This is a genomic window from Mangrovicoccus sp. HB161399 (assembly GCF_013184745.1).
Classification (GTDB): domain Bacteria; phylum Pseudomonadota; class Alphaproteobacteria; order Rhodobacterales; family Rhodobacteraceae; genus Mangrovicoccus.
The window spans coordinates 12546-35860 of record NZ_JAATVU010000041.1 but is presented as its reverse complement, the minus strand read 5'-3'; the positions used below and the strand labels follow the sequence as shown (position 1 = coordinate 35860).

Annotated in this window: 22 protein-coding genes; 5 read left to right on the top strand and 17 right to left on the bottom strand. The window is 68.6% G+C overall.

Annotation, left to right across the window (positions count from 1 at the left end; genetic code table 11):
- Positions 1-147: 147 nt before the first annotated feature.
- From cybH to HCC78_RS20280, 10 genes are all read right to left on the bottom strand, one after another.
- The gene (gene cybH, locus HCC78_RS20325) at positions 148-903 is read right to left on the bottom strand and encodes a Ni/Fe-hydrogenase, b-type cytochrome subunit (RefSeq protein ID WP_172330628.1); all 756 of its coding nucleotides are present in this window, start codon (positions 901-903) and stop codon (positions 148-150) included.
- Positions 896-1087: a DUF6732 family protein gene (locus HCC78_RS20320; RefSeq protein WP_172330627.1), complete on the bottom strand. Its 192-nt coding sequence runs from the start codon at positions 1085-1087 to the stop codon at positions 896-898. Before HCC78_RS20320 ends, cybH begins: the two co-directional genes overlap by 8 nt.
- Positions 1088-1101: 14 nt before the next feature.
- Positions 1102-2895, bottom strand: a complete 1794-nt coding sequence (locus HCC78_RS20315; protein WP_172330626.1) for a nickel-dependent hydrogenase large subunit — start codon at positions 2893-2895, stop codon at positions 1102-1104.
- A gap of 3 nt (positions 2896-2898) precedes the next feature.
- Positions 2899-3987, bottom strand: a complete 1089-nt coding sequence (locus tag HCC78_RS20310; RefSeq protein ID WP_172330625.1) for a hydrogenase small subunit — start codon at positions 3985-3987, stop codon at positions 2899-2901.
- A gap of 203 nt (positions 3988-4190) precedes the next feature.
- Entirely contained in the window at positions 4191-6422 is a 2232-nt protein-coding gene (gene hypF / locus HCC78_RS20305) for a carbamoyltransferase HypF (protein WP_172330600.1), read from the bottom strand.
- Positions 6419-7846 carry a nickel-dependent hydrogenase large subunit gene (locus HCC78_RS20300; RefSeq protein ID WP_172330624.1) on the bottom strand — a complete coding sequence of 476 codons (1428 nt, stop codon included), beginning with the start codon at positions 7844-7846 and terminating at the stop codon, positions 6419-6421. The genes hypF and HCC78_RS20300 overlap by 4 nt, the downstream gene beginning before the upstream one ends.
- Positions 7843-8835, bottom strand: a complete 993-nt coding sequence (locus HCC78_RS20295; protein WP_172330623.1) for a HupU protein — start codon at positions 8833-8835, stop codon at positions 7843-7845. Before HCC78_RS20295 ends, HCC78_RS20300 begins: the two co-directional genes overlap by 4 nt.
- Entirely contained in the window at positions 8832-10157 is a 1326-nt protein-coding gene (locus tag HCC78_RS20290) for an ATP-binding protein (RefSeq protein ID WP_172330622.1), read from the bottom strand. Before HCC78_RS20290 ends, HCC78_RS20295 begins: the two co-directional genes overlap by 4 nt.
- Before the next feature lie 58 nt (positions 10158-10215).
- Positions 10216-11676 carry a PLP-dependent aminotransferase family protein gene (locus HCC78_RS20285; protein WP_172330621.1) on the bottom strand — a complete coding sequence of 487 codons (1461 nt, stop codon included), beginning with the start codon at positions 11674-11676 and terminating at the stop codon, positions 10216-10218.
- A 102-nt stretch (positions 11677-11778) separates the two neighbouring features.
- Positions 11779-13158, bottom strand: a complete 1380-nt coding sequence (locus HCC78_RS20280; RefSeq protein WP_172330620.1) for an aspartate aminotransferase family protein — start codon at positions 13156-13158, stop codon at positions 11779-11781.
- A gap of 283 nt (positions 13159-13441) precedes the next feature.
- On the opposite strand from HCC78_RS20280, the gene HCC78_RS20275 reads away from it, so the two are divergent.
- The 5 genes from HCC78_RS20275 (at position 13442) to HCC78_RS20255 (ending at position 17550) form a co-directional block, all read left to right on the top strand.
- Complete coding sequence (locus HCC78_RS20275; protein WP_172330619.1) at positions 13442-14434, top strand: ABC transporter substrate-binding protein; 993 nt, start codon at positions 13442-13444, stop codon at positions 14432-14434.
- A gap of 90 nt (positions 14435-14524) precedes the next feature.
- The gene (locus HCC78_RS20270; protein WP_371743872.1) at positions 14525-15301 is read left to right on the top strand and encodes an ATP-binding cassette domain-containing protein; all 777 of its coding nucleotides are present in this window, start codon (positions 14525-14527) and stop codon (positions 15299-15301) included.
- Positions 15298-16554 carry an ABC transporter permease subunit gene (locus tag HCC78_RS20265; RefSeq protein WP_172330617.1) on the top strand — a complete coding sequence of 419 codons (1257 nt, stop codon included), beginning with the start codon at positions 15298-15300 and terminating at the stop codon, positions 16552-16554. The genes HCC78_RS20270 and HCC78_RS20265 overlap by 4 nt, the downstream gene beginning before the upstream one ends.
- A 100-nt stretch (positions 16555-16654) precedes the next feature.
- Entirely contained in the window at positions 16655-17020 is a 366-nt protein-coding gene (locus HCC78_RS20260) for a helix-turn-helix transcriptional regulator (protein ID WP_172330616.1), read from the top strand.
- Positions 17017-17550, top strand: coding sequence for an SRPBCC family protein (locus HCC78_RS20255; RefSeq protein ID WP_172330615.1), 534 nt, complete (start codon positions 17017-17019; stop codon positions 17548-17550). Before HCC78_RS20260 ends, HCC78_RS20255 begins: the two co-directional genes overlap by 4 nt.
- Before the next feature lie 34 nt (positions 17551-17584).
- Here the strand turns inward: HCC78_RS20255 and HCC78_RS20250 are convergent, their stop codons facing one another.
- The 7 genes from HCC78_RS20250 to HCC78_RS20220 all read right to left on the bottom strand — a co-directional run bounded on the left by HCC78_RS20250 (position 17585) and on the right by HCC78_RS20220 (position 23192).
- On the bottom strand, positions 17585-18460 hold the full coding sequence (locus HCC78_RS20250) for a hypothetical protein (RefSeq protein WP_172330614.1): 876 nt from the start codon (positions 18458-18460) through the stop codon (positions 17585-17587).
- 137 nt (positions 18461-18597) lie between these two features.
- Positions 18598-20229 (bottom strand): alpha-D-glucose phosphate-specific phosphoglucomutase, encoded by a 1632-nt coding sequence (locus HCC78_RS20245; protein ID WP_172330613.1) that lies wholly within the window; start codon positions 20227-20229, stop codon positions 18598-18600.
- Between the two features lie 125 nt (positions 20230-20354).
- Positions 20355-21011: a glutathione S-transferase family protein gene (locus HCC78_RS20240; RefSeq protein ID WP_172330612.1), complete on the bottom strand. Its 657-nt coding sequence runs from the start codon at positions 21009-21011 to the stop codon at positions 20355-20357.
- Positions 21008-21844, bottom strand: a complete 837-nt coding sequence (locus tag HCC78_RS20235; RefSeq protein ID WP_172330611.1) for an aromatic ring-hydroxylating dioxygenase subunit alpha — start codon at positions 21842-21844, stop codon at positions 21008-21010. Before HCC78_RS20235 ends, HCC78_RS20240 begins: the two co-directional genes overlap by 4 nt.
- Positions 21841-22449 carry a Rieske (2Fe-2S) protein gene (locus HCC78_RS20230; protein WP_172330610.1) on the bottom strand — a complete coding sequence of 203 codons (609 nt, stop codon included), beginning with the start codon at positions 22447-22449 and terminating at the stop codon, positions 21841-21843. Before HCC78_RS20230 ends, HCC78_RS20235 begins: the two co-directional genes overlap by 4 nt.
- A gap of 16 nt (positions 22450-22465) precedes the next feature.
- Positions 22466-22708 (bottom strand): acylphosphatase, encoded by a 243-nt coding sequence (locus HCC78_RS20225; RefSeq protein ID WP_172330609.1) that lies wholly within the window; start codon positions 22706-22708, stop codon positions 22466-22468.
- 1 nt (position 22709) lies between these two features.
- A complete protein-coding gene (locus HCC78_RS20220) occupies positions 22710-23192 on the bottom strand; it encodes a nucleoside deaminase (protein ID WP_172330608.1) in 483 nt (160 codons plus the stop codon).
- Between the last annotated feature and the right edge of the window lie 123 nt (positions 23193-23315).

Here is a 23315-nt window from a genome sequence, read left to right as displayed (position 1 = left end):
GGTTTCTCCAGGAAGCAGGTTCTCGCGCGGCCAGCCGAATGGAAACTTTCTTTCCACTATTTCTCAATACCGGTCACGTGGAAAGCAGAAAGGGGAGCGGCTTGCACGCTCCCCTTTCGATTCACTGCCCGGATGCCAATGCGGTTGTCACCCGCGGCGGTCGTCCTTGAAGGTCCGCGTCCCCGAGATCATGGTCGAGACCATGGACTGGCGGGACATGATGTCCTCGCGGATCGCCGCGTAGATGTGGATGATCATGAAGACCACGATCGCCCACATGCCGAGGTGGTGCAGCGAGTGGATGATCTGGCTGTTGCCGCCCCAGGTCAGCACCCAGCCGAAGAAGAACGACATCCAGCTGCCCTGCCCCAGCCCCTCGGAATAGAGCGCGAAGCCGGTGACGATCATGAAGCTCAGCCCCAGCGTCATGAAGAAGAACATCGCCGTCTGAGCCAGCGGGTTGTGGCCGACGTATTTCTTCGGCTCCCTTTCCAGGAACAGGTACCAGCGCAGCTCGAACAGGATTTCCTTCCACCAATGCGCGCTCCAGACCGGCAGGACGAAGAGCTGCCGCGCATGGTGGTTGCCGACGAAGGCCCAGTAGATCCGCCCGAGGAAGCCTATGGCCAGGATCTGCCCCGCCGCGAAATGGGCGAAGCGGATGTAGCCGAAGACGAACTGGTGCGTCGCCTCGGCGATCTGCATCGAGGGCGGCGGCGAGCCGATGAACCAGCCGGTGAAGATCAGCACCATGATGCAGGCGGCGTTGACCCAGTGCCAGATCCGCACCGGCGCCTCGTAGACATAGACCGAGCTGTGCTTGCGCAGCGACTCCAGATCGGCCGCGGTCGCATCCCCGGCGATCCTTGCCCCGGCGGGGCCGTGATCGGCATCGTCACGCATCGCGCCGCTCCCTCCGGCGGACGATCCGGCGCAGGACCTCCCCCGCCGCGAAGGCGGCGAGGACGGTCGCGGCCAGGTGGTCCGGCTGGGACAGCCAGTGGCTGCCCGGTTCCGCCCCGTGGCCCGGATGGGCCAGGACGGCCGCCGGAACCAGGGCAAGCAGGATAGTCAGAACGGTCTTCATCTTGGTCTCCTCCCTCAGCGGACCTTGACGGTGGCCATCTCCTCGCCCTCGGGCGACATGACATGGGTGGAACAGGCGAGGCACGGATCGAAGCTGTGCAGCGTGCGCAGGATCTCGACCGGCTCCTCGGGGCGCTCCATCGGCGTGTTCATCAGGCTGGCCTCGAAGGCGCCGATATTCCCGGCCGTGTCGCGCGGCGAGCCGTTCCAGGTCGTCGGCACCACGCACTGGTAGTTCTCGATCCGGCCGTCCTTGATCTTGATCCAGTGGCCGAGCGCGCCGCGGGGCGCCTCGGTCATGCCGACGCCCTTGGCTTCCTTCGGCCAGGTGGACGGATCCCATTTCTCGACATTCGCCGTGCTCTCGTCGCCGTTCCTGATGTTGGCGATGAGCTTGTCCATGAAATGCTGCTGCAGGCGCGAGCAGTACTCGGATTCCAGCGCCCGTGCCGCGGTCCGGCCCAGCGTGGAGAACACCGCCTCGAAGGGCAGGTCCATGGTGCGCAGGAGCCCGTCGACCTGGGACTTGATGTCCTCGTGCCCCTTGGCATAGCCGACGATGTAGCGGGCGAGCGGGCCCACCTCCATCGCGTGGCCCTTCCAGCGCGGCGCCTTGATCCAGGAATATTTCGCGGCCTCGTCGAGCTCCTCGATATTGGTCCGCGTGCCCTTGGCATTCGGCCCCAGCTCGTATTTCGCCTCGGTGACGCCATCCCAGGGATGCAGCCCCTTGCCCGGCTCGCCATAGGTGTACCAGCTGTGGTCGACGAATTCCTGGACCTGCTCGGGATCGCGCGGATCGACGTCATGCACCTCGTTCAGGTTGCCGCTGATGATAGCGCCGCGCGGCAGGTGCAGCTGCTCGGGGCTGAAATCGTTCGGGTGCTCGGGGATGTCGCCATAGGCCAGGCAAGCCTGCGAGCTGAGCCCGCCGCCATAGAGCCAGTTGCGGTAGAAGCCGCCGATGGCGATGACGTCCGGGATGTAGACGTTGCGGTTGAATTCCAGGCCCTGCTGGATGATCGACTGGACCAGGTTCAGCCGTTCCATGTTGATCGCGCCGACCGCGCCCGTGGAATGCACGTTGATCGGACAGGGCACGCCGCCGACCAGCCAGTTCGGATGCGGGTTCTTGCCGCCGAAGATGGTGTGGACCTTGACGATCTCCTTCTGCAGGTCAAGCGCCTCGAGATAGTGGGTCGTCGCCATCAGGTCCGCCTCGGGCGGCAGCTTGTAGGCGGGGTTGTCCCAGTAGCCGTTCTTGAACAGGCCGAGCTGGCCCGATTCCACGAACTGCTTCAGCCGGTTCTGCACGTCGCGGAAATAGCCGGGAGAGGACAGCGGATGCGACGGGCTGACCATCTGCTGCAGCTCGCTGGTCGCCTTGGGATCGGCGCGCAGCGCATTCACCGGGTTCACCCAGTCGAGCGCGTGCAGGTGGTAGAAATGCACGATGTGGTCGTGGATCTGCAGCGCCAGCTGCATCAGGTTCCGGATCGAGTTGGCGTTGTCCGGGATCTGGATCCCCAGCGCGTCCTCAACCGAACGGACCGAGGTCAGCGCGTGGGTGCCGGTGCAAACGCCGCAGATTCGCTCGGTGAAGGCCCAGGCGTCGCGCGGATCGCGGCCCTTGAGGATGACCTCCAGCCCGCGCCACATGGTGCCGGTCGAGACCGCGTTGCGGATCACGCCGTTCTCGTCGACATTGACCTCGCAGCGCATGTGGCCCTCGATCCGGGTGACCGGGTCCACGACGATGCGCTTGCCTGAATTGTCCAGCTCGAAGCCGTTCGGAGTCTGCACGACCATGGCTTATGCGTCCTCGTTCTTGGTCTGGGACTTGCGCTGCGCGGATTTCAGCGCGGAGATCGCGGCATGGGCGGCGACGCCCGCGCCGACGACGCCGGCGGCGGTGGCGCCGATGCGGTCGGCATTCGACTCGACCCCGAACTGGGTCAGGTCGGTCACCCGGTCATAGAAGGTGCCCTGGTCCCAGAATCCGTCCTCGGAACAGCCGATGCAGCCATGGCCCGACTGGATCGGGAAGCTGACGCCCTCGTTCCAGCGCACGGTGGAGCAGGCATTGTAGGTGGTCGGGCCCTTGCAGCCCATCTTGTAGAGACAGTAGCCCTTGCGCGCGTTCTCGTCGTCCCACTGCTCGACGAACTGGCCGGCGTCGAAATGCGGGCGGCGGTAGCACTTGTCGTGGATGCGCTGGCCGTAGAACATCGCCGGGCGGCCCTGGCGGTCGAGCTCGGGCAGGCGGTCGAAGGTCAGCATGTAGGTGATCACGCCGGTCATCACCTCGGCGATTGGCGGGCAGCCCGGCACCTTGATGATCGGCTTGTCGGTGATGACCTTGTGGACCGGCGTGGCGCGGGTCGGGTTCGGCTTCGCCGCCTGCACGCAGCCGTAGGAGGCGCAGGCGCCCCAGCTGATGATCGCCTTGGCGTCCTTGGCGGCATGGCGCAGCTGCTCGACGAAGGGCTTGCCGCCGACGATGCAGAACATGCCGTCCTCGTTCAGGGGCGGGTTGCCCTCGACCGCGAGGATGTAGTTGCCCTTGTACTTCTCGATCGTCTCCTGCAGCGCGGCCTCGGCCTGGTGGCCCGCCGCCGCCATCAGCGTGTCGTCATAGTCGAGCGAGATCATCGACAGGACGACGTCCTTGGCCAGCGGATGCGCCGAGCGGATGAACGACTCCGAGCAGCAGGTGCATTCGAGGCCATGGACCCAGATCACCGGGGTGCGCGGCTTGGTCTCCATCGCATGGGCGATCTTCGGCACGAAGGAGGGCGCGAGCCCCAAAGCCGCCGCCGTCAGCGAGCAGTATTTCATGAAGCTGCGCCGGGTGATCCCCTGCCGCCGCATGACATCGTAGAAGGTCTCGATCTGGCTCACGCTGGCCCTCCCTCTGGTGGTCGCGGGCTCCGGATGCCATGGCATGCAGAGCGTCCGCCGCAGCAAAGCGCAGGCAGGGGCGCGGAACAAAGGAAAGCCGCAGGAAGTGCAACAGCCCCGGAAATGACGCCTTTCCAATGCGTTGCGGCCAATTTTCCGCAGCCGCGCCCGGTCAGGCGGCGACCAACCGACCAGAGCTGTGGTCAGGAACCTTCCGGGGCGATGACTCGGGCCGCCGCCACCAGTGCCTGTCCCAGCGCCAGCGATCCGTCATTGGCCGGGGTCCGGCGATGGAGCAGAACCGGCACGTCGCCGAGCGCCTTCACGGTCAGCTCGAGCAGCAGCGCGTTCTGGAAGCAGCCGCCCGACAGCGCCACCGCCCCGGCCCTGCCCCCGTCCACCAGCGCGCGCGCCGCGGCGGCAAAGGCCTGCGCCAGCCCGGCATGGAACCGCGCGGCCATGACCGCGGCCGGAACGCCGTTGCGGCGGTCCCCGGCCCAGGCCAGGAACAGCGGTGCCGGGTCGAGCGCCGGGAGCGGATAGGGATCGGCGACTGCCGCGGGCGCGGCGAGCGCAGCCGCCTCCAGCGCCATCGCCGCCTCGCCCTCGTAGCTCTGCCGCTCCGGCGCCAGCCCGCAGGCGGCGGCGAATGCGTCGAAAAGTCGGCCCGCAGAGGAGCACAGGGGCGCATTCAGCCCCTTCTCCACCGCCATCCGCAGCGGCGGCAGCGGCTTTCCCGGCAGCATCTCGTCGGCCAGACCGGCCAGCCCGGCCTGGTCGAGCCGTGCCAGCAGGTTGCGCCAGGGCTCCCGTCCCGCCATGTCGCCGCCGGGCAGCGCCGCGGGCCGCAGATGCGCCGTGCGTTCGAAGCCGCGGTAACCGCCCAGCAGCAGCTCGCCGCCCCAGACCGTGCCGTCCGCGCCCAGCCCCAGCCCGTCGAGCACGATCCCGGCGACAGGGCCGCCATCAATGGGCCAGAGATTTTCGCCCATGCACGCGGCCAGATGGGCGTGATGGTGCTGGACCCTGCTCACGGGCAGGCCCGTGGCCTCCGCATGTCGGCTGGCACGATACTCGGGATGCAGGTCGCAGGCAGCAAGCTCGGGGCGGTGATCGAAAAGCTCCGCATAGTCGCGGCAAGCCGCCTCGAACGCTTCCGCCGCCAGCGCGTCGTCGAGATCGCCCAGATGATGGCCGAGCAGCGCCTGATCGTTCTTCAGGAGGCAGATCGCCCCCTTCATCTGCCCGCCGAACGCCGCAACCTGCGGCGCGGCGCCGAAACCCGGCGGCAGGGGCAGCGTTCCCGGCACCCGGCCCCGGGCGCGACGCAGCACCATCGGCCCCTGCGGCGTGATCCGCTCGACGCCGTCATCGAGCCGCCGGGCAATGCCGCGGTCATGCATGAGCAAAGCATCGGCGAAGCCGGCAAGCTTCTCCCGCGCCTCGCAATTGCCGATGACCTGCGGCTCGCCCGAAAGATTGCCCGAGGTCATCACCAGCGGACGGCCGACAGCGGCGAGCAGCAGGTGGTGCAGCGGCGTCGATGGCAGCATGAAGCCAAGCCGCGGCTGGCCCGGCGCGACAGGCTCGGGCAGCGCGCAGCCCTGGCGTGCCAGCAGCACGACCGGCGCGGCCGGATCGGCAAGCAGCGCCTCCTCTTCTGCTGAGACATGGCAGAGCGCGCGGATCATCTCCATCGTGCCCATCAGCGCGAAGGGCTTCGACGGGCGGCGCTTGCGGGTGCGCAGACGCTGCACCGCCGCGCCCTGCGTCGCGTCCACCGCCAAATGGAACCCGCCCAGCCCCTTGATGGCGACCGTCTCGCCGGCCTTCAGCCGCGCCGCAGCCGCGCGGACCGGGTCTGGCGCGGCAGGCTCGATCCAGAGCCGCGGCCCGCAATCCGGACAGGCGACCGGCTGGGCGTGGAAGCGGCGGTCGGCGGGATCGGCATATTCGGCGGCGCAGGCCCCGCACATCGGAAAGGCCGCCATCGTGGTCTGCGCCCGGTCATAGGGCAGCCCGGTCAGGATGGCGAAGCGCGGCCCGCAATGGGTGCAGTTGGCGAAGGGATAGCCGTGGCGGCGGTCCGACGGGTCCATGATCTCGGCCAGGCAGGCCGGACAGGTGGCGGCATCCGGCGTCACCCGCGTCTCCGCCCCCGCCCCGCCGGAGGCGGCGATGGCGAAGCCTTCCGGCGCGGCGAACACGCAAGTCGCCGTCTCCACCGCGTCGATCCGGGCCAAGGGGGGCGCCTCGGCCTCCAGGGCCGCGAGGAACCCGGCCATGTCGCCGCCGGCCGCCCGGATCAGCACGCCCTCGGCATCGTTCAGCACTTCGCCGCGGAGACCGAAGCGCCGCGCCAGCTGCCAGACGTAGGGGCGGAACCCCACCCCCTGGACCTGTCCGCGGACGCGGATCTGCAGGCCGTCGATCAATGGACGGTGCAGTTCATGCAGGGATCGAAGCTTCGCACGATGTGCTGGACCGAAAGCGGCGTTTCCTCGCCCTCGGCCACCGGCGCGCCGACAAGGGCGGCCTCGACCGGCCCGGGCGTGCCGGAGGCATCGCGCGGGCTGAAATTCCATGTGGTCGGCGCGATGATCTGGTAGCCCGCGATGCGCCCGCCCTCGACACGGATCCAGTGGCCGAGCGAGCCGCGCGCCGCCTCGGAGAGCCCGACGCCCTCGCCCTCGCGCGGAAGCTCGGCGCGTTCCATGAAGCGTGACTCCGGCCTGAGCGCGGCAAGCGTGTCCTCCAAGAGCAGTTGCAGCCGCGCGATCTCCAGCAAGCGGCCGCCGACACGCGCGGTCACACCTGCCTGTTCGGCAAGCTCGCGCGCGAGGGGATGGCCAGCCACCGCCTGCCGGGCCAGTGCGCCGGTCTCGATCGCAAGGCCGCCATAGCGCGGCGCCTTGCACCAGCTATAGGCGGTCTCGCGCATGTCCTCGTCCGGCAGGGTCTCGCCCTGCATCGGATGCGCCGCGCCGCCCAGCATCCAGGAATGGCTGAGATCCTCGGCCACCATGGCCGGATCGGCGGGATGCAGCGCGCCGTCCCAAAGCCCGCCGGACCATCCCGGACCACCCGGCAGCGGATAGGCGCCCCAGCTGAGGAAGCGTCCGGGCCCGCGCCCCATCGCGGCCAGCCCCAGATCATCGGCGGCCCGCAGGAACAGCCCGGCATCGCCGGTCTCCCATGCCGCCATGGCCTCCGCCGTTTCCAGCGCCGCGAAGCTTTCCAGCGGCGCGCCGAAGAGCTGGCGTTCGAGGAAGGCGCGAGACTGGCGCAGGTCGGCCTGCATGCGGATCCGGTCGCGCGCGCTCGGCGCCCGCGTCACGCCGCCCGGCTGGATCGCCAGCGTGTGCGGCCATTTCCCGCCCAAGAGCCCGACGATGTGGAAAAGCCGCGCCCGCGCCTCCAGTGCCGCGCGCAGGCCAGAGCCCTCGGCGGCGGTGAAGCGCTCGGCCATCTGTCCGTGCCAGCCGCGCCCGGCATAGGCGGGGCGGGCGAAATCCGGCATGAAGAACAGGTAGAAATGGGTGAGGTGGTCGCAGAGATTTTCCACCCCGTGCAGGATCGCGGCGGCGCGCATCGCCTCGGGCGGCATCTCGGCGCCCGCCAGGTCGGCCAGCGCCAGAACAGCCGCCATCGACTGGCTGATCGAGCAGATGCCGCAGATCCGCGGCGTGATGGTCAGCGCATCCTCGGGCCGCTTGCCCAGCATGATCCGCTCGAAGCCGCGGAACAGCGGCGAGTTGGCCTCGGCCCGCGTCACGCGTCCCCCTGCGATGTCGAGACGGATCTCCAGATCGCCCTCGACCCGGTTGAACGGCCCGACCAGCAGGGATTTTCCGTTCATCCGCGCGGCTTCCTCAGCGTGGGGGGAACTTCGACCCGGTCGGCGACGGCGTTCCGCGCCACGCGGGCGGGGGTCGCGGCCTTGGACAGGGAGGCCAGCGCCATGAACCAGGCCTTGGGCATGTCGGTCGGCAGCCCCACCGGGATGCCCGCGAATTTCGGCGTCTCGGCAAAGCCGTGGCCGGGCTCCTCGAATTCGGGCGCGGTGCAGGCGATGCAGGGATAGCCCGCGCGCGTGCAGCTTTCGCCGCCGTTCCAGCCGCGGATGTTGCAGTCGCCCACCGCCTGCGTGCCGATGCAGCCCAGATGCTCCATCATGCAGCCGATCTCGGACAGATGCTCGGCGCTGGCCTTGTATTCGTAGAACTCGTTCTTCGGGCAGCCATGGTGGATCAGAGTGTCGGCATAGAAGCGCGGACGGCCGAGCGCATCGAGCGCCTCCGCGCGCAATTCGCCGGCCGACAGCATCATCAGGGTTTCGGTCACCCAGTCGGGATGGGTCGGGCAGCCCGCGACGTTGACCACCGGCAGGCCCGCGGGATCGCGGAAATCCTCGCCCAGGATGCCGCCGCGGTGATGGCCCTCGAATTGCAGGCCCGTCGCCTCGGTCATGTTCTCGCCGGCCGAGGAGACCCCGCCATAGGTCGCGCAGGTCCCGACCGCCACCACATGGGCCGCGCACGGCGCGAGGCGGCGGACCCAGTCCAGCAGGGACCGCCCGGTGCCCGCCAGCATCTGGTAGCGCCCGGTGCCCTTCGGCCCGGTCAGCACGGCGCCCTCGACGCAGAGGATGTCGAGCGGCTGCGCGCCGGATTCTACGCGCTCCAGCAGGGCGCGGACCTCGGCCCCGGTCGCCTCGCTCAGCGTCGGATGCCACAGGAATTCCAGCCCGGCGCCTTCGAAAAGGTCAAAAACGCCGGGGCTTTCGGCGCAGAGCAGCGACATGGTGCAGCCGCCGCAGCCGGCCGCCTGCAGCCAGAGGATGTTCATGCCGCGCCCTCCGCCGCCTTCAGGATCAGCCGGAAACAGGCGCCCCCGCCCTCCTCGCAGAGAGTCAGCGCACCGCCGTGCTCCTCGGCGATCTTGGCCGAGATCGACAGGCCGAGCCCGGTCCCCTGCCCGACCGGTTTCGTGGTGAAGAACGGGTCGAAGATGGTGGAGCGGTGTTCGGGCGCGATGCCGGGGCCGTTGTCGCGCACGGTCAGCACGGCGCGGCCGCCATCATTGGCCAGGTCCATCTCCAGCCGCGGCTCGGGCGTGCCGGCAACGGCATCCATGGCATTCTGCACGAGATTCATGATCACCTGCTGGATATGCCCCATGCGGCCGACCGCGGGAAGCTGTTCCGGACCCGTCCAGATCACGTCCACGTCGCGCTCCGCGCCGCGCTCCACCCATCGCAGCGCCGTGCGGGCGCAATCGGCGAGGTCGAAAACGCCCATCTCGCCCGCCCCCTCGGCCGAGAGGCGGCGCAGATCCTCTACGATGTCGCGCACCCGCTCGGCGCCGTCGCGTGCGCCCTCGATCGCGTGGCGCATGTTGCGGATGTCGCGGTCGAGCCGGAGCTTCTGGCGCAGTTCGATCAGCTCCTCGCGGCTGGCGCCCTCCTGCACGCGGTCGAAATACTGCTCGAACCGCCCGGCATATTTCTCCAGCGCGTGGGAATTGGCGTAGACGAAGCTGATCGGGTTGTTCAGCTCGTGGGCGACACCGGCCAGCAGCCGGCCGAGCGAGGCCATCTTCTCGTTGCGCACCAGCTGGCTCTGCGCCTGTTTCAGCGCCTCGTGGCTGGCCTCAAGCTCGCCATAGGCACGGCGCAGCTCGCCCAGAGGACGACCCGCCAGCACGGCGCCGGTGGCGCGGCGGCGGCGGTCGATGCGCGGCGCCACCGAAAATTCCAGCGGCACCGGTTCCTCGGCGCCGCACAGTTCCACCTCCAGCACGGTCTCGCGGCGTTCGCGGATCGCGGCGGCGATGGCGGCCTTGACCTGGGTGCGGGCCGGCTCGGCGAAGAAGCCCTCCATCGTCTTGCCGGTCAGCGCGCCGATCTGCTGGCCGACCGCCTCGCAGAAGGAGCGGCTGGCATTCTCGATCAGCCCGTCGCGCGAGACCACGACGAGGACATCGCTGATCGAAGCCAGAACCGAGGCCAGGAAATCCTGCAGCGCCTGCAGCTCGATGTTCCGCGCCTCCAGCTTCTCCTGGTACTCGATCAGTTCGGCATAGGTGCGGTCGACGGCGCTGAGCACGTCGGCCCAGACATGCTCGCCCAGCTCGCCCGTCTCCCCCGGCAATGTCGTGTCCCGGTCCATGCGCCACCTCCGCGGCACAGCATAGGCAGGCATCGGGAGCATGGAAAGCCCGCCGCGCTCAGGCCCGCGCAATCGCGCGGGCGATCCGGGCAATGCCCTCGGGAATGGCGGTGCGCGGGATCGAGGAATAGGCAAGCCGGTAGAAGTTGCGCGGCCGGTCCCGGTCGTCGAAGAAGGCCGCGCCCGGTTCGATCAGCACCCCCTCGGGGCGCAGGCCGAGCGCCAGCGCCTCGGTATCGACATGCGGCGGCGCCTGCAACCACAGGCTGGATCCGCCGAGCGCGTCGCGCCCCGCCACGGACAGGCCGTGCTGGGCGATGGCCTCCTCCATCACCGCGCGGCGCTGCTGGAAGGCCGAGGACATGCGCCGGATCAGGGCGTCGTAATGGCCGAGCGACAGGAAATAGGCGACGGTGCGCTGGATGTGGCCGGGCGGGTGGCGCAGCATCAGCGCGCGCATCGCCCGGGCCTCGCGGATGAACGCCTCGCTGCCCACCAGATAGCCCAGGCGCAGCCCCGGAAAGAGCGACTTGGAAAAGGAGCCGACATAGATCACGCGGCCCTCCTGGTCCAGCGACTTTAGCGCGGGCGTCGGCGGCGTGAGGAAGGACATCTCGAATTCGTAGTCGTCCTCGACCACCAGGAAATCCTCGGCAGAGGCGCGTTCCAGCAGGCGGCGGCGGCGGTCCATCGGCATGGTCGCGGCGGTCGGGCATTGATGCGAGGGCGTGGCGAAGACCACGTCGGCGCCCTTCGGCACCGCGTCCGGGATCAGCCCCCTGCCGTCAACCGGCACGGTCAGCACCTCGGCGCGGGACTGCGAGAGGATGTCCCGCAGCTGCGGATAGCCGGGATTTTCCCGCACCGCGCGGCGGCCCTCGCCCAACAGCACCTGGCTCGCGATCCACAGGGCGTTCTGCGCGCCCAGCGTCACCAGTATCTCTTCCCTGCGCGCCCGGATCCCGCGGCGCGGCAGCGAGTGGCGGGCGATGAACTCGACCAGCTTGTCGTCGTCGCGGTCGTAGTAATCCTCGGTCAGCGAGGCGAAATCCCGCTGTCCCAGAGCCATCAGCGCGCATTGCCGCCAGTTGGCATGGTCGAACAGCCGCTTGTCGGTCTGGCCGTAGATGAACGGATAGGGATAGGCGCGCCAGTCCTCGGGCCGCGCCACCCGCGCCGCGCGGGAATGGCTGTGCGCGATATGCGCGCCCCAGTCGACCCGGTCCTCGCGCGCGGGCGCATCGCCGAAATCCGGCAGGCGCGGCGCGGTTTCCGAGACGAAATAGCCGGACCGCCCGCGCGAGGTCAGGTAGTCGGAGGCGACGAGCTCGGTATAGGCCAGCGTGACGGTGATGCGGCTGACGCCCAGATGCTGCGCGAGCCTGCGGCTGGAGGGCAGCTTGGCGCCGACCGGGAAGCGGCCCGAGAGCACGCCCTCGGCCACGATATGCTGCAGCTGTTTCTGCAGCGTGCCGTCGAAGGACGGATCGAGGAAGAACAGCTCCTCGGAAATCGACATGGCCGCCCCCGCACTGGACCTAGAAAGCGCGACCTTGTTAGGTCCAATTTCCGGGAGCGGCAAGTCCGGACGGCGCGGGGACCCCCGCCGTCCGGAAAGGGGTCAGCCGAAGACGCGGGTCAGGGCGCCGTCGACCGCATCGGTGATCTGGTCGATGTCATCGGCCGTCGCGATCAGCGCCGGGCTGAAGCACAGCGTGTTGTTGAAGCCGGTGAAGCTGCGGTTGGTCGCGCCGATGATGACGCCCTGCGCCATGCAGTCGGCGACCACGGCCTGCACCATCTTCTCGTGCGCCGGTTCCTTGGTGGCGCGGTCGGCGACCAGCTCGGCACCGCAGAACAGGCCCTTGCCGCGCACGTCGCCGATGACCTTGTGCTTCTCCATCAGCGCGCCGAGATTCGCCATGAAGCGCGCGCCCATGGCGTTGGTGTTCTCCAGCAGGTTCTCTTCCTCGAGGATCTTCATGTTCTCGATCGCTGCCGCCGGGCCGGCCGTGCAGCCGCCGAAGGTGGAGATGTCGCGGAAGTAGTCCATCGGATCTTCCATGTCGGTCTTGAACAGGTCGAAGACCTTCTCGGTCGTCACCAGGCAGGCGATGGCGGCATAGCCCGAGGCCACGCCCTTCGCCATGGTCACGAAATCCGGCTTGATGCCGTATTGCTGGTAGCCGAACCAGGTGCCGGTCCGGCCCATGCCGCAGACCACCTCGTCGATATGCAGCAGGATGTCGTACTTGGCGCAGATCTCCTGCACGCGCTGCCAGTAGCCCTCGGGGGGCGTGATCACGCCGCCGCCTGCGGTCACCGGCTCCAGGCAGATCGCGCCGACGGTGTCGGGGCCCTCGCGCAGGATGACTTCCTCGATGGCGTCAGCCGCGCGCTCGCCGTAGTTCTCGCACTCCCACTGGGCGCGGTATTCCATGCAATGCGGCACCTCGACGAAGCCCGGCGTGTAGGGACCGTACTGCATGTTGCGCTCGGGCTGGCCGCCGGCCGAGATGCAGGCGATGGTCGATCCGTGATAGTCGCGCTCGCGGTAGAGGATCTTGTGCTTTTTGCCGCCGTAGCGCTTGTGCGCGATCTGGCGGACCATCTTGAAGGCCTTCTCGTTGGCCTCGGAGCCGGAGTTCACGTAGTAGACGCGGCTCATGCCCGGCATCTTCGCCAGCAGCATCTCCGCGAACTGGCTGCCCGGGATCGAGCCTGCCGACTGGGCGAAGTAGTTCATCTTGATCAGCTGGTCGCGCACGGCATTGGCGATCCGCTCGCGGCCATAGCCGACGTTCACGGTCCAGACGCCGCCCGAGACCGCATCGAGATGCTCCTTGCCGGTCTGGTCCCAGACGCGCATGCCCTTGCCCTCGACGATGATCTTCGGATCCTTCGTCTCCAGCGTCTTGTGCTGCAGCAGGTGGTGCCACAGATGGGCGCGGTCGGCCTCGATGACGGCGGAAAGATCGTTCGGCTGTACCGACTTGTTCATGGCATGCTCCAAAGCGGGAATCGCGCGGGACATCTGGCGCCGCGGCGGGATTGCCGATTTTCCTGCCTATTTCCTGTGCGCGCGAATAGGGCCAGAGGACCCCGCGCTTTAGGTCCAGTGCGGCTCCACCATGAAAACATGTTAAACTTCAATCTATTGAGCACCCCCTGTTTGCTGAATGCCTAAAACTTCACCTTCACTTTCCTGCGCACGGTTCAGCAAGCTCGACGCGCAATTAGGCGTCCCGGCAAGAGGATGCCGAGGGGAGCAACAGGAGAGAGAGATGACGAAAACCCTCATGGTCGGCGCCGCGCTCGCGGCGCTCGTCTCTGCAGGCGCGGCCCGCGCCATGGACGAAATCACCGTCGGCTACTTCCTGGAATGGCCGATGCCCTTCCAATACGCCAAGGCGAAGGGGCTCTACGAGGAAGAGATGGGCGTCAAGATCAACTGGGTCAGCTTCGATGCCGGCACCGCCATGTCGGCGGCGATGGCGGCGGGCGATGTCCAGCTTTCGGTCAGTCAGGGCGTGCCGCCCTTCGTCGTCGCCACCTCCGCGGGCCAGGACCTGCAGGCGGTCGATGTCGCGGTCAGCTATGCCGAGAACGACAACTGCGTCGTGGCCGAGGCGCTGGAAATCGACAAGGACTCGGCGGGCGAACTGGAAGGCAAGCGCGTCGGCGTGCCGATCGGCACCGCTGCGCATTACGGCTTCCTCAAGCAGATGGACCATTTCGGCGTGGACATCTCCACCATGGAAATCGTCGACATGGCCCCCGCCGACGGCGCGGCGGCCTTCGCCCAGGGATCCCTCGACATGGTCTGCGGCTGGGGCGGCGCGCTGCGCCGGATGAAAGAGCACGGCAACGTGCTGCTGACCGGCCCCGAGAAGGAAGAGCTGGGCATTCTCGTCTTCGACGTGACCTCCGGCCCGGCCGATTTCATCGCCGGGAATCCGGAACTGGTCGCGGGCTTCCTGAAGGTCACCGCCGAGATGAACGAGATGTGGAAATCCGGCGAGCACACGGACGAGATGCTGCCCGTCATCGCCCAGGATGCCGGCATGGAGGAGCAGGCCACGGCGGAGACGCTGGCAACCTTCGTCTTCCCCTCGGTGGAAGAGCAGCTTTCGCCGAAATGGCTGGGCGGCGGCGCACAGGAATTCATGAAGGGCGTGGCGCAGGTCTTCCTGGAGTCCGGCAATATCGACGCGGCGCTCGACAGCTACGAGAACGCGGTCAACACCGGCCCGCTCGGCTCCGTTCCCTCCATGTGATCACATCAGCCGTCCCGGCGCGATCACAAATCATCGCGCCGGGACGTGAAAGGCAGTCCCTTGTCCGATCTCGTCATTTCCGATGTCTCGATGCGCTTCGACCTGCCGGATGGCGGCTCGGTCCAGGCGCTGAAGGACGTATCGCTCGACCTCAAGCAGGGCGAGCTCCTGTCCGTTCTCGGCCCCTCCGGCTGCGGCAAGACCACCCTCCTCAACATCGTCGCGGGCTTCCTCGCCCCAACCTCGGGAACGATCTCGCTCGGGGGCAAGCGCGTCGCCGGACCGGGACCGGAGCGCGGCATGGTTTTCCAGAAGGGCGCGCTCTTCGAATGGATGAATGTCCGCGAGAACGTCGAATTCGGCCCGCGCATGAAGGGCGTCAGCCAGCGCGAACGTCAATGGGCCTCGAACAGGCTGCTCGAAACCGTCGGGCTCAAGGATTTCAAGGACAAGGCAGTCTACGAACTGTCGGGCGGCATGCAGCAGCGGGTGGCGCTGGCGCGCTGCCTCGCCAATGATCCCGAAGTCATCCTGATGGACGAACCGCTGGGCGCGCTCGACGCGCTGACGCGGGAGAAGATGCAGGGCCTCGTCCTGCAGCTCTGGAAGGAGACGCACAAGACCATCATCCTGATCACCCATTCGGTCGAGGAAGCGCTGCTGCTGGGCGAGCGGCTCTTGGTCATGGCGCCGCGGCCGGGACGGATCTTCAAGGAATACCGCCTGCCCTTCGCCGAGCGCGGCACCGCCATGGACCTGCGCGAGGTGAAGAAGTCCGAGGGCTTCGCCGAGACCCGCGAGGAGATCCTGTCGATGATCTGGGAGATGGAGGAAGAGATCATGGGCCGGACGGAGGAGGCGTCGTGATCGTCCTTCTCTTCTACGTCCTGCTCTTCGTCGCGGCGATGGCCATCGTGCATTTCATCCGCCGGCACATGGCGGCGCGGCACGATTTCACCTCGCTGAAGACCGTGACCTTCGGCGACGAAAGCGCCGTGCGCCCCGACCGTGTCGCCTCGATCATTTCGGTCGCGACCATCTTCCTGATCTGGGGCGCCTTCACCGGCTCGGTGATCTCGCCGCTGCATGTCCCGGGGCCGTTCACCGGCACCACGCAATTCACCTACACCGCCACCGATGCCAGCGGCGCGACGGATACCGCCACGGTCACCGTGCTGGTCCACCCGCCGGAGGACAGCCCGGACGCGCCCGCGGCGATGCCGGGCGACGGCTTCGCCAAGGACGACGCAGACACGGTCGGCGCCTGGCGCAGCACGCTGATCAAGGTGACCGGCAATGACGAGGGCGAGGACGTGACCGTCACCGCCGTCGACGGCAAGCCGATCAGCCCGGACACGCCGGTGAAGGTCGCCGACGGCACGGTCAGCATGACGCCCAAGGGCTCGCTGTCCTTCGAGCCCTCGAAAGGCTGGCAGATGGAGCCGATCTGGCTGCCCTCCCCCGAGGCCGTTGCCGAGCGCTTCGTCGAGATCGCCACCAACGGCTACCAGAACTTCACGCTGTGGCAGCATCTGGGCTGGTCGCTCTGGCGGGTGATTGCGGGCTTCGTGCTGGGCTCGCTGGTGGGCATTCCGCTGGGCTACGCGATGGGGCTTTCGGGATGGTTCCGCGGCTGGTTCGACCCGATCGTCGAATTCATGCGCCCGGTGCCGCCGCTGGCGCTGATCCCGCTCGTCATCATCTGGTTCGGCATATGGGAGACCGGCAAGATCGTGCTGCTGTTCCTTGCCGCGCTCTGGATCATGACCATCGCGGCGCGGGCCGGCGTCTCGGGGGTGAACATCACCAAGATCCACGCGGCCTACAGCCTGGGCGCCTCGCGCTGGCAGATCCTGCGCCATGTCATCATCCCGAACTCGCTGCCGGAAATCTTCACCGGCGCGCGGGTGGCAATGGGGGTCTGCTGGGGCACGGTCGTCGCCGCGGAACTGGTCGCGGCGCAGAAGGGGGCCGGCATGATGATCATCGCCGCGTCGAAATTCCAGCTGACCGACATCGTCATCATGGGGATCATCCTGATCGGCGTGATCGGCTACGGCATCGACATCCTGATGCGCAAGGCGGAGAAATGGCTGGTGCCGTGGAAGGGCCGCGCCTGACGCGCCCCGCCCTTCCAGCGAGCGGGCCGCCCTCCGGGGCGGCCCCTTTCATTTCATGATATGGTTGAATGATTGCCCGGTCCGGGTTACATTCAACCTCATGGTAGAATCAGAATCACCCGATCTCGACGCTGTCTTCCATGCGCTCGGCGATGCCACGCGGCGGCAGATGATCGCCATGCTGGCCGATGGCGCGCACACGGTCGGCGAGCTGGCCGAACCTTTCGACATCTCGCTCGCCGCGGTGTCGAAGCACGTCAAGGTTCTCGAACGCGCCGGGCTGGTCCGGCGCGAGATCCAGTGGCGGACCCATGTCTGCAGCCTTGCGCCGGACCCTCTGGGCGAGGCGCATCGCTGGCTCGACCGGTACTCCCGGTTCTGGACCGGACGGCTCGACGCGCTGGAGGCGCTCCTGCGCGCGGAAGACGACGACGATCAGCAGCAACAGGAAGGAGAAGAGGAATGAAGGACATGATCCAGGACAGCGCCTATGGCGCCCTCACCGGCCCCACGGAGCTGACCATCCGCCGCCGCCTGCCCGGCCCCGCCGAGCGGATCTGGCGCTACCTCACCGACAGCGAGCTGCGCCGCAAATGGCTGGCCATGGGCGATCTGGTCCCCGAGGCCGGCCGGGAATTCACCCTGACCTGGCGCAATGACGAGCTGACCGATCCGCCGGGCGAGAAGCCCGAGGGCTTCGGCGCCGAACATTCGATGGCCTGCACGGTGCTGGAAGCGGTGCAAAACCGAGTGCTGGCCTTCACTTGGGGCACGGGCAGCGAGGTGCGGATCACGCTGGAACCGAAAAGCGACGAGGTGCTGCTGGTGCTGGTGCACAAGCGGCTGATGGACCGCGGGTCGCGGCTGGGGGTCAGCGCCGGCTGGCACGCGCATCTGGACATCCTCGCCGCGCGGCTTGCCGGAGAGGCGCCGGCGCCCTTCTGGGACAGCTGGGCCAGCTTGCGCGCCGCTTACGACGCGCGCCTGCCGGAGTGAGGCAGGGGTCCCCGGCCCGGCCGGGGGCTGCCCGTCAGTCCGCCTGCGGCCGCGCCCCCTGAGGCGGCGGCATGTCCCCGCCGAAGCCGCCGGGCGGCGGCGCGGGCATGGCGCTGCTGCGGTCCGCATCGAAATCCACCGGGATCGCCACCGTGCCCGAGTAGCCCTCCGCCGGGCTGCCGGCCATCGCCAGGGTCTGCTGGGCGATCTCGGCCTCCGAATTGTCTCCGAAGACATTGTCCGAGGGAATCGTGATCCGGCCCAGGTTGCGCGTGCCGTTGGAATAGCGCGCGTCATCGCCGTAGACCGCCGCCGCCTCCGTTTCCGGGACCGCGATCTGGGCGGTCAGCAGCGAGGCCTCGCCCGAGACCGCGGCCCCTGCCGTCTCGAAGACCTCGAAATGGATATGCGGCCAGCGCCCGTCATAGCAGCCGGGCACGATGGTCGTGAACCGCACCTTGCCGGCTTCGTCGGCGACGCCTAGCCCGCGCAGCCAGTTGGCCCCGGTCTCGTCATAGAGCGAATAGAGCCCGGTCGCGTTGCAATGCCAGACATAGACGGCATGGCCCGCCAGCGGGGTGCAGCCGTCTGCGGCCAGCAGCGTCAGCTCCAGCTCCAGCGGGACGCCCTCGGCCTCGCCGCCGAAACCGCCGAAGGACGGACGCAGGTCTTCGCGCAGGATACCTTCCTGCGCCAGCGCATTGACCACCTGGCCGGATTTCGAGTTGCTGCCGTCCGCCGGATAGGGACCGGCGGTCTCCCAGGGCAGCGCAACGCAGGCGGCGGAGGCGCGCAGCGCCGGAACGGTTCCCAGCCCGAGGCCGCCGATCAGCGCCAGCAGGCGGCGGCGGCCGAGCATCTTCGGCAGGTCATGGGCAAGCCCGTGGTCATGGGCGTGTGTATCGGACATCGGGTCTTCCTTGTCGTCTTTCTGGGTCCCCCAACCCGTTTGACAACAAACGTCCGTCCCCGCCGGTTCCGTCGCGCCGCCGCGCAAAACAGAAGCGGGCCCCCAGGGCCCGCTTGCTTCCGGTTCCGGCGGTCAGATCAGGTGATCACGTCAGGTGCCTCGCGGCCGGTGCGCGACTTGATCTCTGCGATGGTCTCGGCAGCGGAGATCACCGCGGCCAGCGCCTCCTGCGGGTCCTTGTCCATCGCGGACGGATCGGTCTCGACCAGTTCCAGGTAGACCCGGATCGTTGCGCCGACAGTGCCGGTGCCCGACAGGCGGATGACGATCCGCGAGCCGCCCTCGAAGCCGATGCGCAGCCCCTGCCCTTCGGAGCGCGAGCCGTCGACCGGATCGTCATAGGCGAACTCGTCGGCGCTCGCGACGGTCAGACCTTCGATCACGGTGCCGGGCAGCGTGGCGAACTGGCCGCGGACATGGTCCATCAGGCCGTTTGCGGCAGCGCTGTCGACGCCTTCGTAGTCATGGCGCGAATAGTAGTTGCGGCCGAACTCGGCCCAATGCGCGGCCATCAGCTCCTTCACCGACTTGCCGGAGCCCGCCAGCACGTTCAGCCACAGCAGCACCGCCCAGAGGCCGTCCTTCTCGCGCACATGGTCGGCACCGGTGCCGGCGCTTTCCTCGCCGCAGAGCGTCGCCTTGCCCGCGTCCAGAAGGTTGCCGAAGAACTTCCAGCCGGTCGGCGTCTCGTAGCAGTCGAGCCCCTTGGCCGCTGCCACGCGGTCGAGCGCGCCCGAGGTCGGCATCGAGCGCGCGACGCCCGCCAGCCCGCCGGCATAGGCCGGGGCATAATGGGCGTTGGCGGCCAGCACGGCCAGAGAGTCCGACGGCGTGATGTAGATGCCCTTGCCCAGGATCATGTTGCGGTCGCCGTCGCCGTCGGAGGCCGCGGCGAAATCAGGAGCCGCATCCGACATGACGAGATCGACCAGCGGCTTGGCCCAGATCGGGTTCGGATCCGGATGGCCGCCGCCGAAATCGGGGCTCGGCACGGCGTTCATCACCGTCTCCGCAGGGGCGCCCAGCCGGTTCACCAGGATCTCGGCCGCATAGGGGCCGGTGACGGCGTGCATCGCGTCGAAGCGCATGGCGAAGCCGCCGGCGAACAGCGCCTTGATCGCCGCGAAGTCGAACAGGCTCTCCATCAGCTCGGCATAGTCCGCGACCGGGTCGACGACCTCGATCGCCATGCCGCCGAGGCTGGTCTCGCCCACCGTCGACAGGTCGACATCCGTCGCCTCGAGGATCCTGTACTCGGCGATCTCCTTGGTCGCGGCGAAAATCTTGTCGGTGATGCCCTCGGGGGCCGGGCCGCCATTGGCGGTGTTGTACTTGACGCCGAAATCCTCGTCGATGCCGCCGGGATTGTGGCTCGCGGACATGATGATGCCGCCGAAGGCTTCGCGCTTGCGGATCATGTTGGAGGCTGCCGGGGTCGACAGGATCGCGTTCTGCCCGACGATCACCTTGGCCGCGCCCGAGGCAGCCGCCATGCGCAGGATCACCTGCGCGGCGCGCTCGTTGAAATAGCGGCCGTCGCCGCCCAGAACCAGCGTCCTGCCCTCGACGCCGCCGATGCCGTTCCAGATCGACTGCACGAAATTCTCGAGGAAATGCGGCTCCATGAAGACACGGGTCTTCTTGCGCAGGCCCGAGGTGCCGGGCTTCTGCCCCTCGATCGGGGACGTCTTGACTGTGGTGACCTGCATCGGTCCTCCTCGGTATTCCTACTCGTCGCACTCACGAACGCGCGGCCCTGCCGGCCGGTTCGGCGAAACAATAGCGCGGCGATGCGGCGGCTCAAGCGGCTCCCCCTGCGGCCAATGGGCCGGGGTCAGCGCCGTCCGGTCGCCGGATCGGCAAGCTCGTGCAGCGGCCCGATCCCCGGCATCGGCAGGAAATCGGGCAGCGCGCGGATGCGCCAGAGCCAGCCCCGGACGAAGGGAAGGCCGTCATGCAGCAGCCCTGCATCGGGCGACAGCGCGACATCGGCGAAACAGGCGATGTCGGCCACCGTCGGGTGGCGCCCGACCAGCCAGTCGCGTCCCTCCAGATGGCCGAGCGCCAGGTGCAGCTCCAGCTGCCGCAGGCAATCCTCCGCCTCGGCGGCGGCGGCCTCGGGCGCGGGCCAGCCCAGCATCGCCTCCAGCCGGGCCGCCCCGGCGGTTGCGGCCAGCCTGTGGGAAAAGCCCAGCCATTGCTGGAGCCCGGCCATCGGCCCGGGATCGCGCGGATGCCAGCGCTCGGTCACGTCGGCGGTCAGCGCCAGCCACACGAGGATCGACGGCGCGTCGCGCAGCACCAGGTCGCCCGCCACCGCGACCGGCAGCGTCCCGGCAGGGTTGAGCGCGAGGAAGGCGTCGGACAGGTTCTCCTGCCGCGGGTGGATGTCGACCGCCGCCAGATCCGGCTTCACGCCCAGCAGCGCCGCCATCAGCCGGACCTTGTAGCAATCCGCGTCCAGCACATGGTTGTAGAGAGTGAAGCTCATTCCGCCTCCGACAGCGCGCCGTAGACCGCGCCCCTGCGTTTCAGCCAGCGCCGGTAGGCGACCGAGGTCAGGTCGGCGCGGGTCGGAATCTCCATCCGCGGGTCCAGCGGCAGCCGCACCGGGATCTGGTTCTCGAGGATGGATCGGTCCTGCAGGAAGATCTCCTGCTGGAACTGCACCAGCTCGGCCTGGCTCGACGTGTCGTCGTAGAGCGCCATCCAGGGCCAGGCGATGCACTCGGTCTCGGACACCGGCTGCACGAAGATCGCGATCACGTCCCATTCCGCCGGGCGCGGCGGGCAGGTCTTGTAGAGCACCGCCGCCATCGGATGCGGCACCCGGTATTCATAGCGGATGTCGGCGCCCGTTCCGGCCGATTTCGCCGCCTTGGGCTGGTGGAAGCTGACCTTGGTGGCCCAGACCTCGTCCACCTCCTCGCGGATCTTGACCTCGTAGGGGAAGACCTCGGTATGCGGCTCGGCACCGAGGATGCCGGTATGGACATAGGGAAAATGCGCGATGTCGAGGAAGTTCTCCACCGCGCGCAATGGCGAGCATTTCACCCGCACCGACCCGCAGGGCACGCGGCGGCGTCCGGGCTGCTCCGCCTCCGGAATGTCGAAGAGCGGCCGCGGCGACGGGCCAAGGCAGGTCCAGATGTGGTCATAGCGGACCTGCACCGGCCAGGCGGTGCCGTCCGTCCCGGTCACCGCGGCGGTCTCGCCGTCCCAGGAGACGCTCAGATCGGAGCCGAGCAGCCGCGTGGCGCGGATCTGCGGCAGCACCGTGTCGCCGACCGGATACCAGTCGTCGAGCGCGTGGTCGCGGCTCATGCGAAGGCCTCCTCTGCCGCGCGGCGCAGGCTCTCGGTGCGGTGCATGGCGGCGATCCGGTCCTCCACGGGAAGCGGCGCGGTCAGCACATGCGCCTCGGTCAGGCCGTCGCCGACCGGGTTCGGCGCGATCACCAGGCTGGGATGGTCGGGCAGGAACAGCAGCCGGTCGGGCGCCATCCCGCAGGCCCAGGCCAGCGTGGCCAGGTCGCAGCGGAAGGTCAGGCTGCGCAGCGGCTGCAGCGCTTCGGGCATTTCCGGCGGGCGGGCGTAGCCCTCCGTCGCCACCCAGATCACGCCGCCCTCTTCGGCGACGTCGAAGGCCGTGGCGCGGATCGTCGCCGGAGGCTCCAGCCCGGGATGGGCCGGCATGTGCGTGCAGCCGCCCTCGGCCCCGTACTGCCAGCCGTGATAGAGGCAGGCGAGCGTCTCGCCGCGGACGAAGCCATGGCTCAGCCGCATGCCGCGATGCGGGCAGCGGTTGGCCCAGGCCGCGGGCCGCCCCGAGGCGGAGCGCCACAGCGCCAGATCCTGTCCCCCGGCATGGGCCCGCTGCACCCGTCCGGGCGGCAGGTCGCGCGACAGGGCGACGGGCCGGGTGGTCATGACAGCTCTCCGAGGATCAGCATCGGCCGGCCTCCTCCCGCTCGATCCGGTCGACGAGGACGCTGGATGGGCCGAGGCTGCAGGCGGCTTCCATGGCCTCGACCAGCGGCTCGGGCCCCTCGACGGTCACGCGGATCTCCCGCGGCGACAGCCGCGCGATGACCGCAGGCAGATCGAGGATGCGCGCGCGGTGGCGGATCCAGTCGAGGTATCCGTCATCGGCGACCTCCCCGGTTATCAGCAGCGGCACCGGTCCCATCTCACGCCTTCCAGAAGGCGGCATGCTGGGCCGCGATGCGCTCTTCCAGCTCGGGAAACGGCCCGCGGACCTCGATGGCCCGGCGCCCGGCGGCGAAGACCGCAGTGCAGGGCAAATCCTGGGTCGGGTTCTCCGGATCGTCTCCGGTCAGTTCGGCCAGCCGCTTCTCGGTCATGCCGTAGACCACCGCGCCGATCCCGGCCCAGTAGATCGTGCCGGCACACATCGTGCAGGGCTCGACCGAGGTATAGAGCGTGGCACCGCGCAGCGTGGCAATGCCGTGGCGGCGGGCGGCATCGCGGGCGAGATTCGCTTCGGCATGGCCCGGACCGCCATCGGTGGAATGGGTGTTCTTCGCCTCGCCCAGCACCGTGCCGTCGGCGCCCACGAGGATCGCGCCGAAGGGATGGTTGCCTTCCGCCGCCGACTCATCGGCGAGTTCCATGGTTCGGCCCAGATGGGCAAGGTCGGCATCGCGGGACATGGGACACTCCTCCGGCTCGGCCGCAGGCTCGCGCGCCTGCCCGCCGCCGTCAAGCACCCCCGCCTGCGACCCGCTCGCCCCCGGCGCGCCATGCCGGGGCAGGCGCGCGGGCCCGATCCGGCT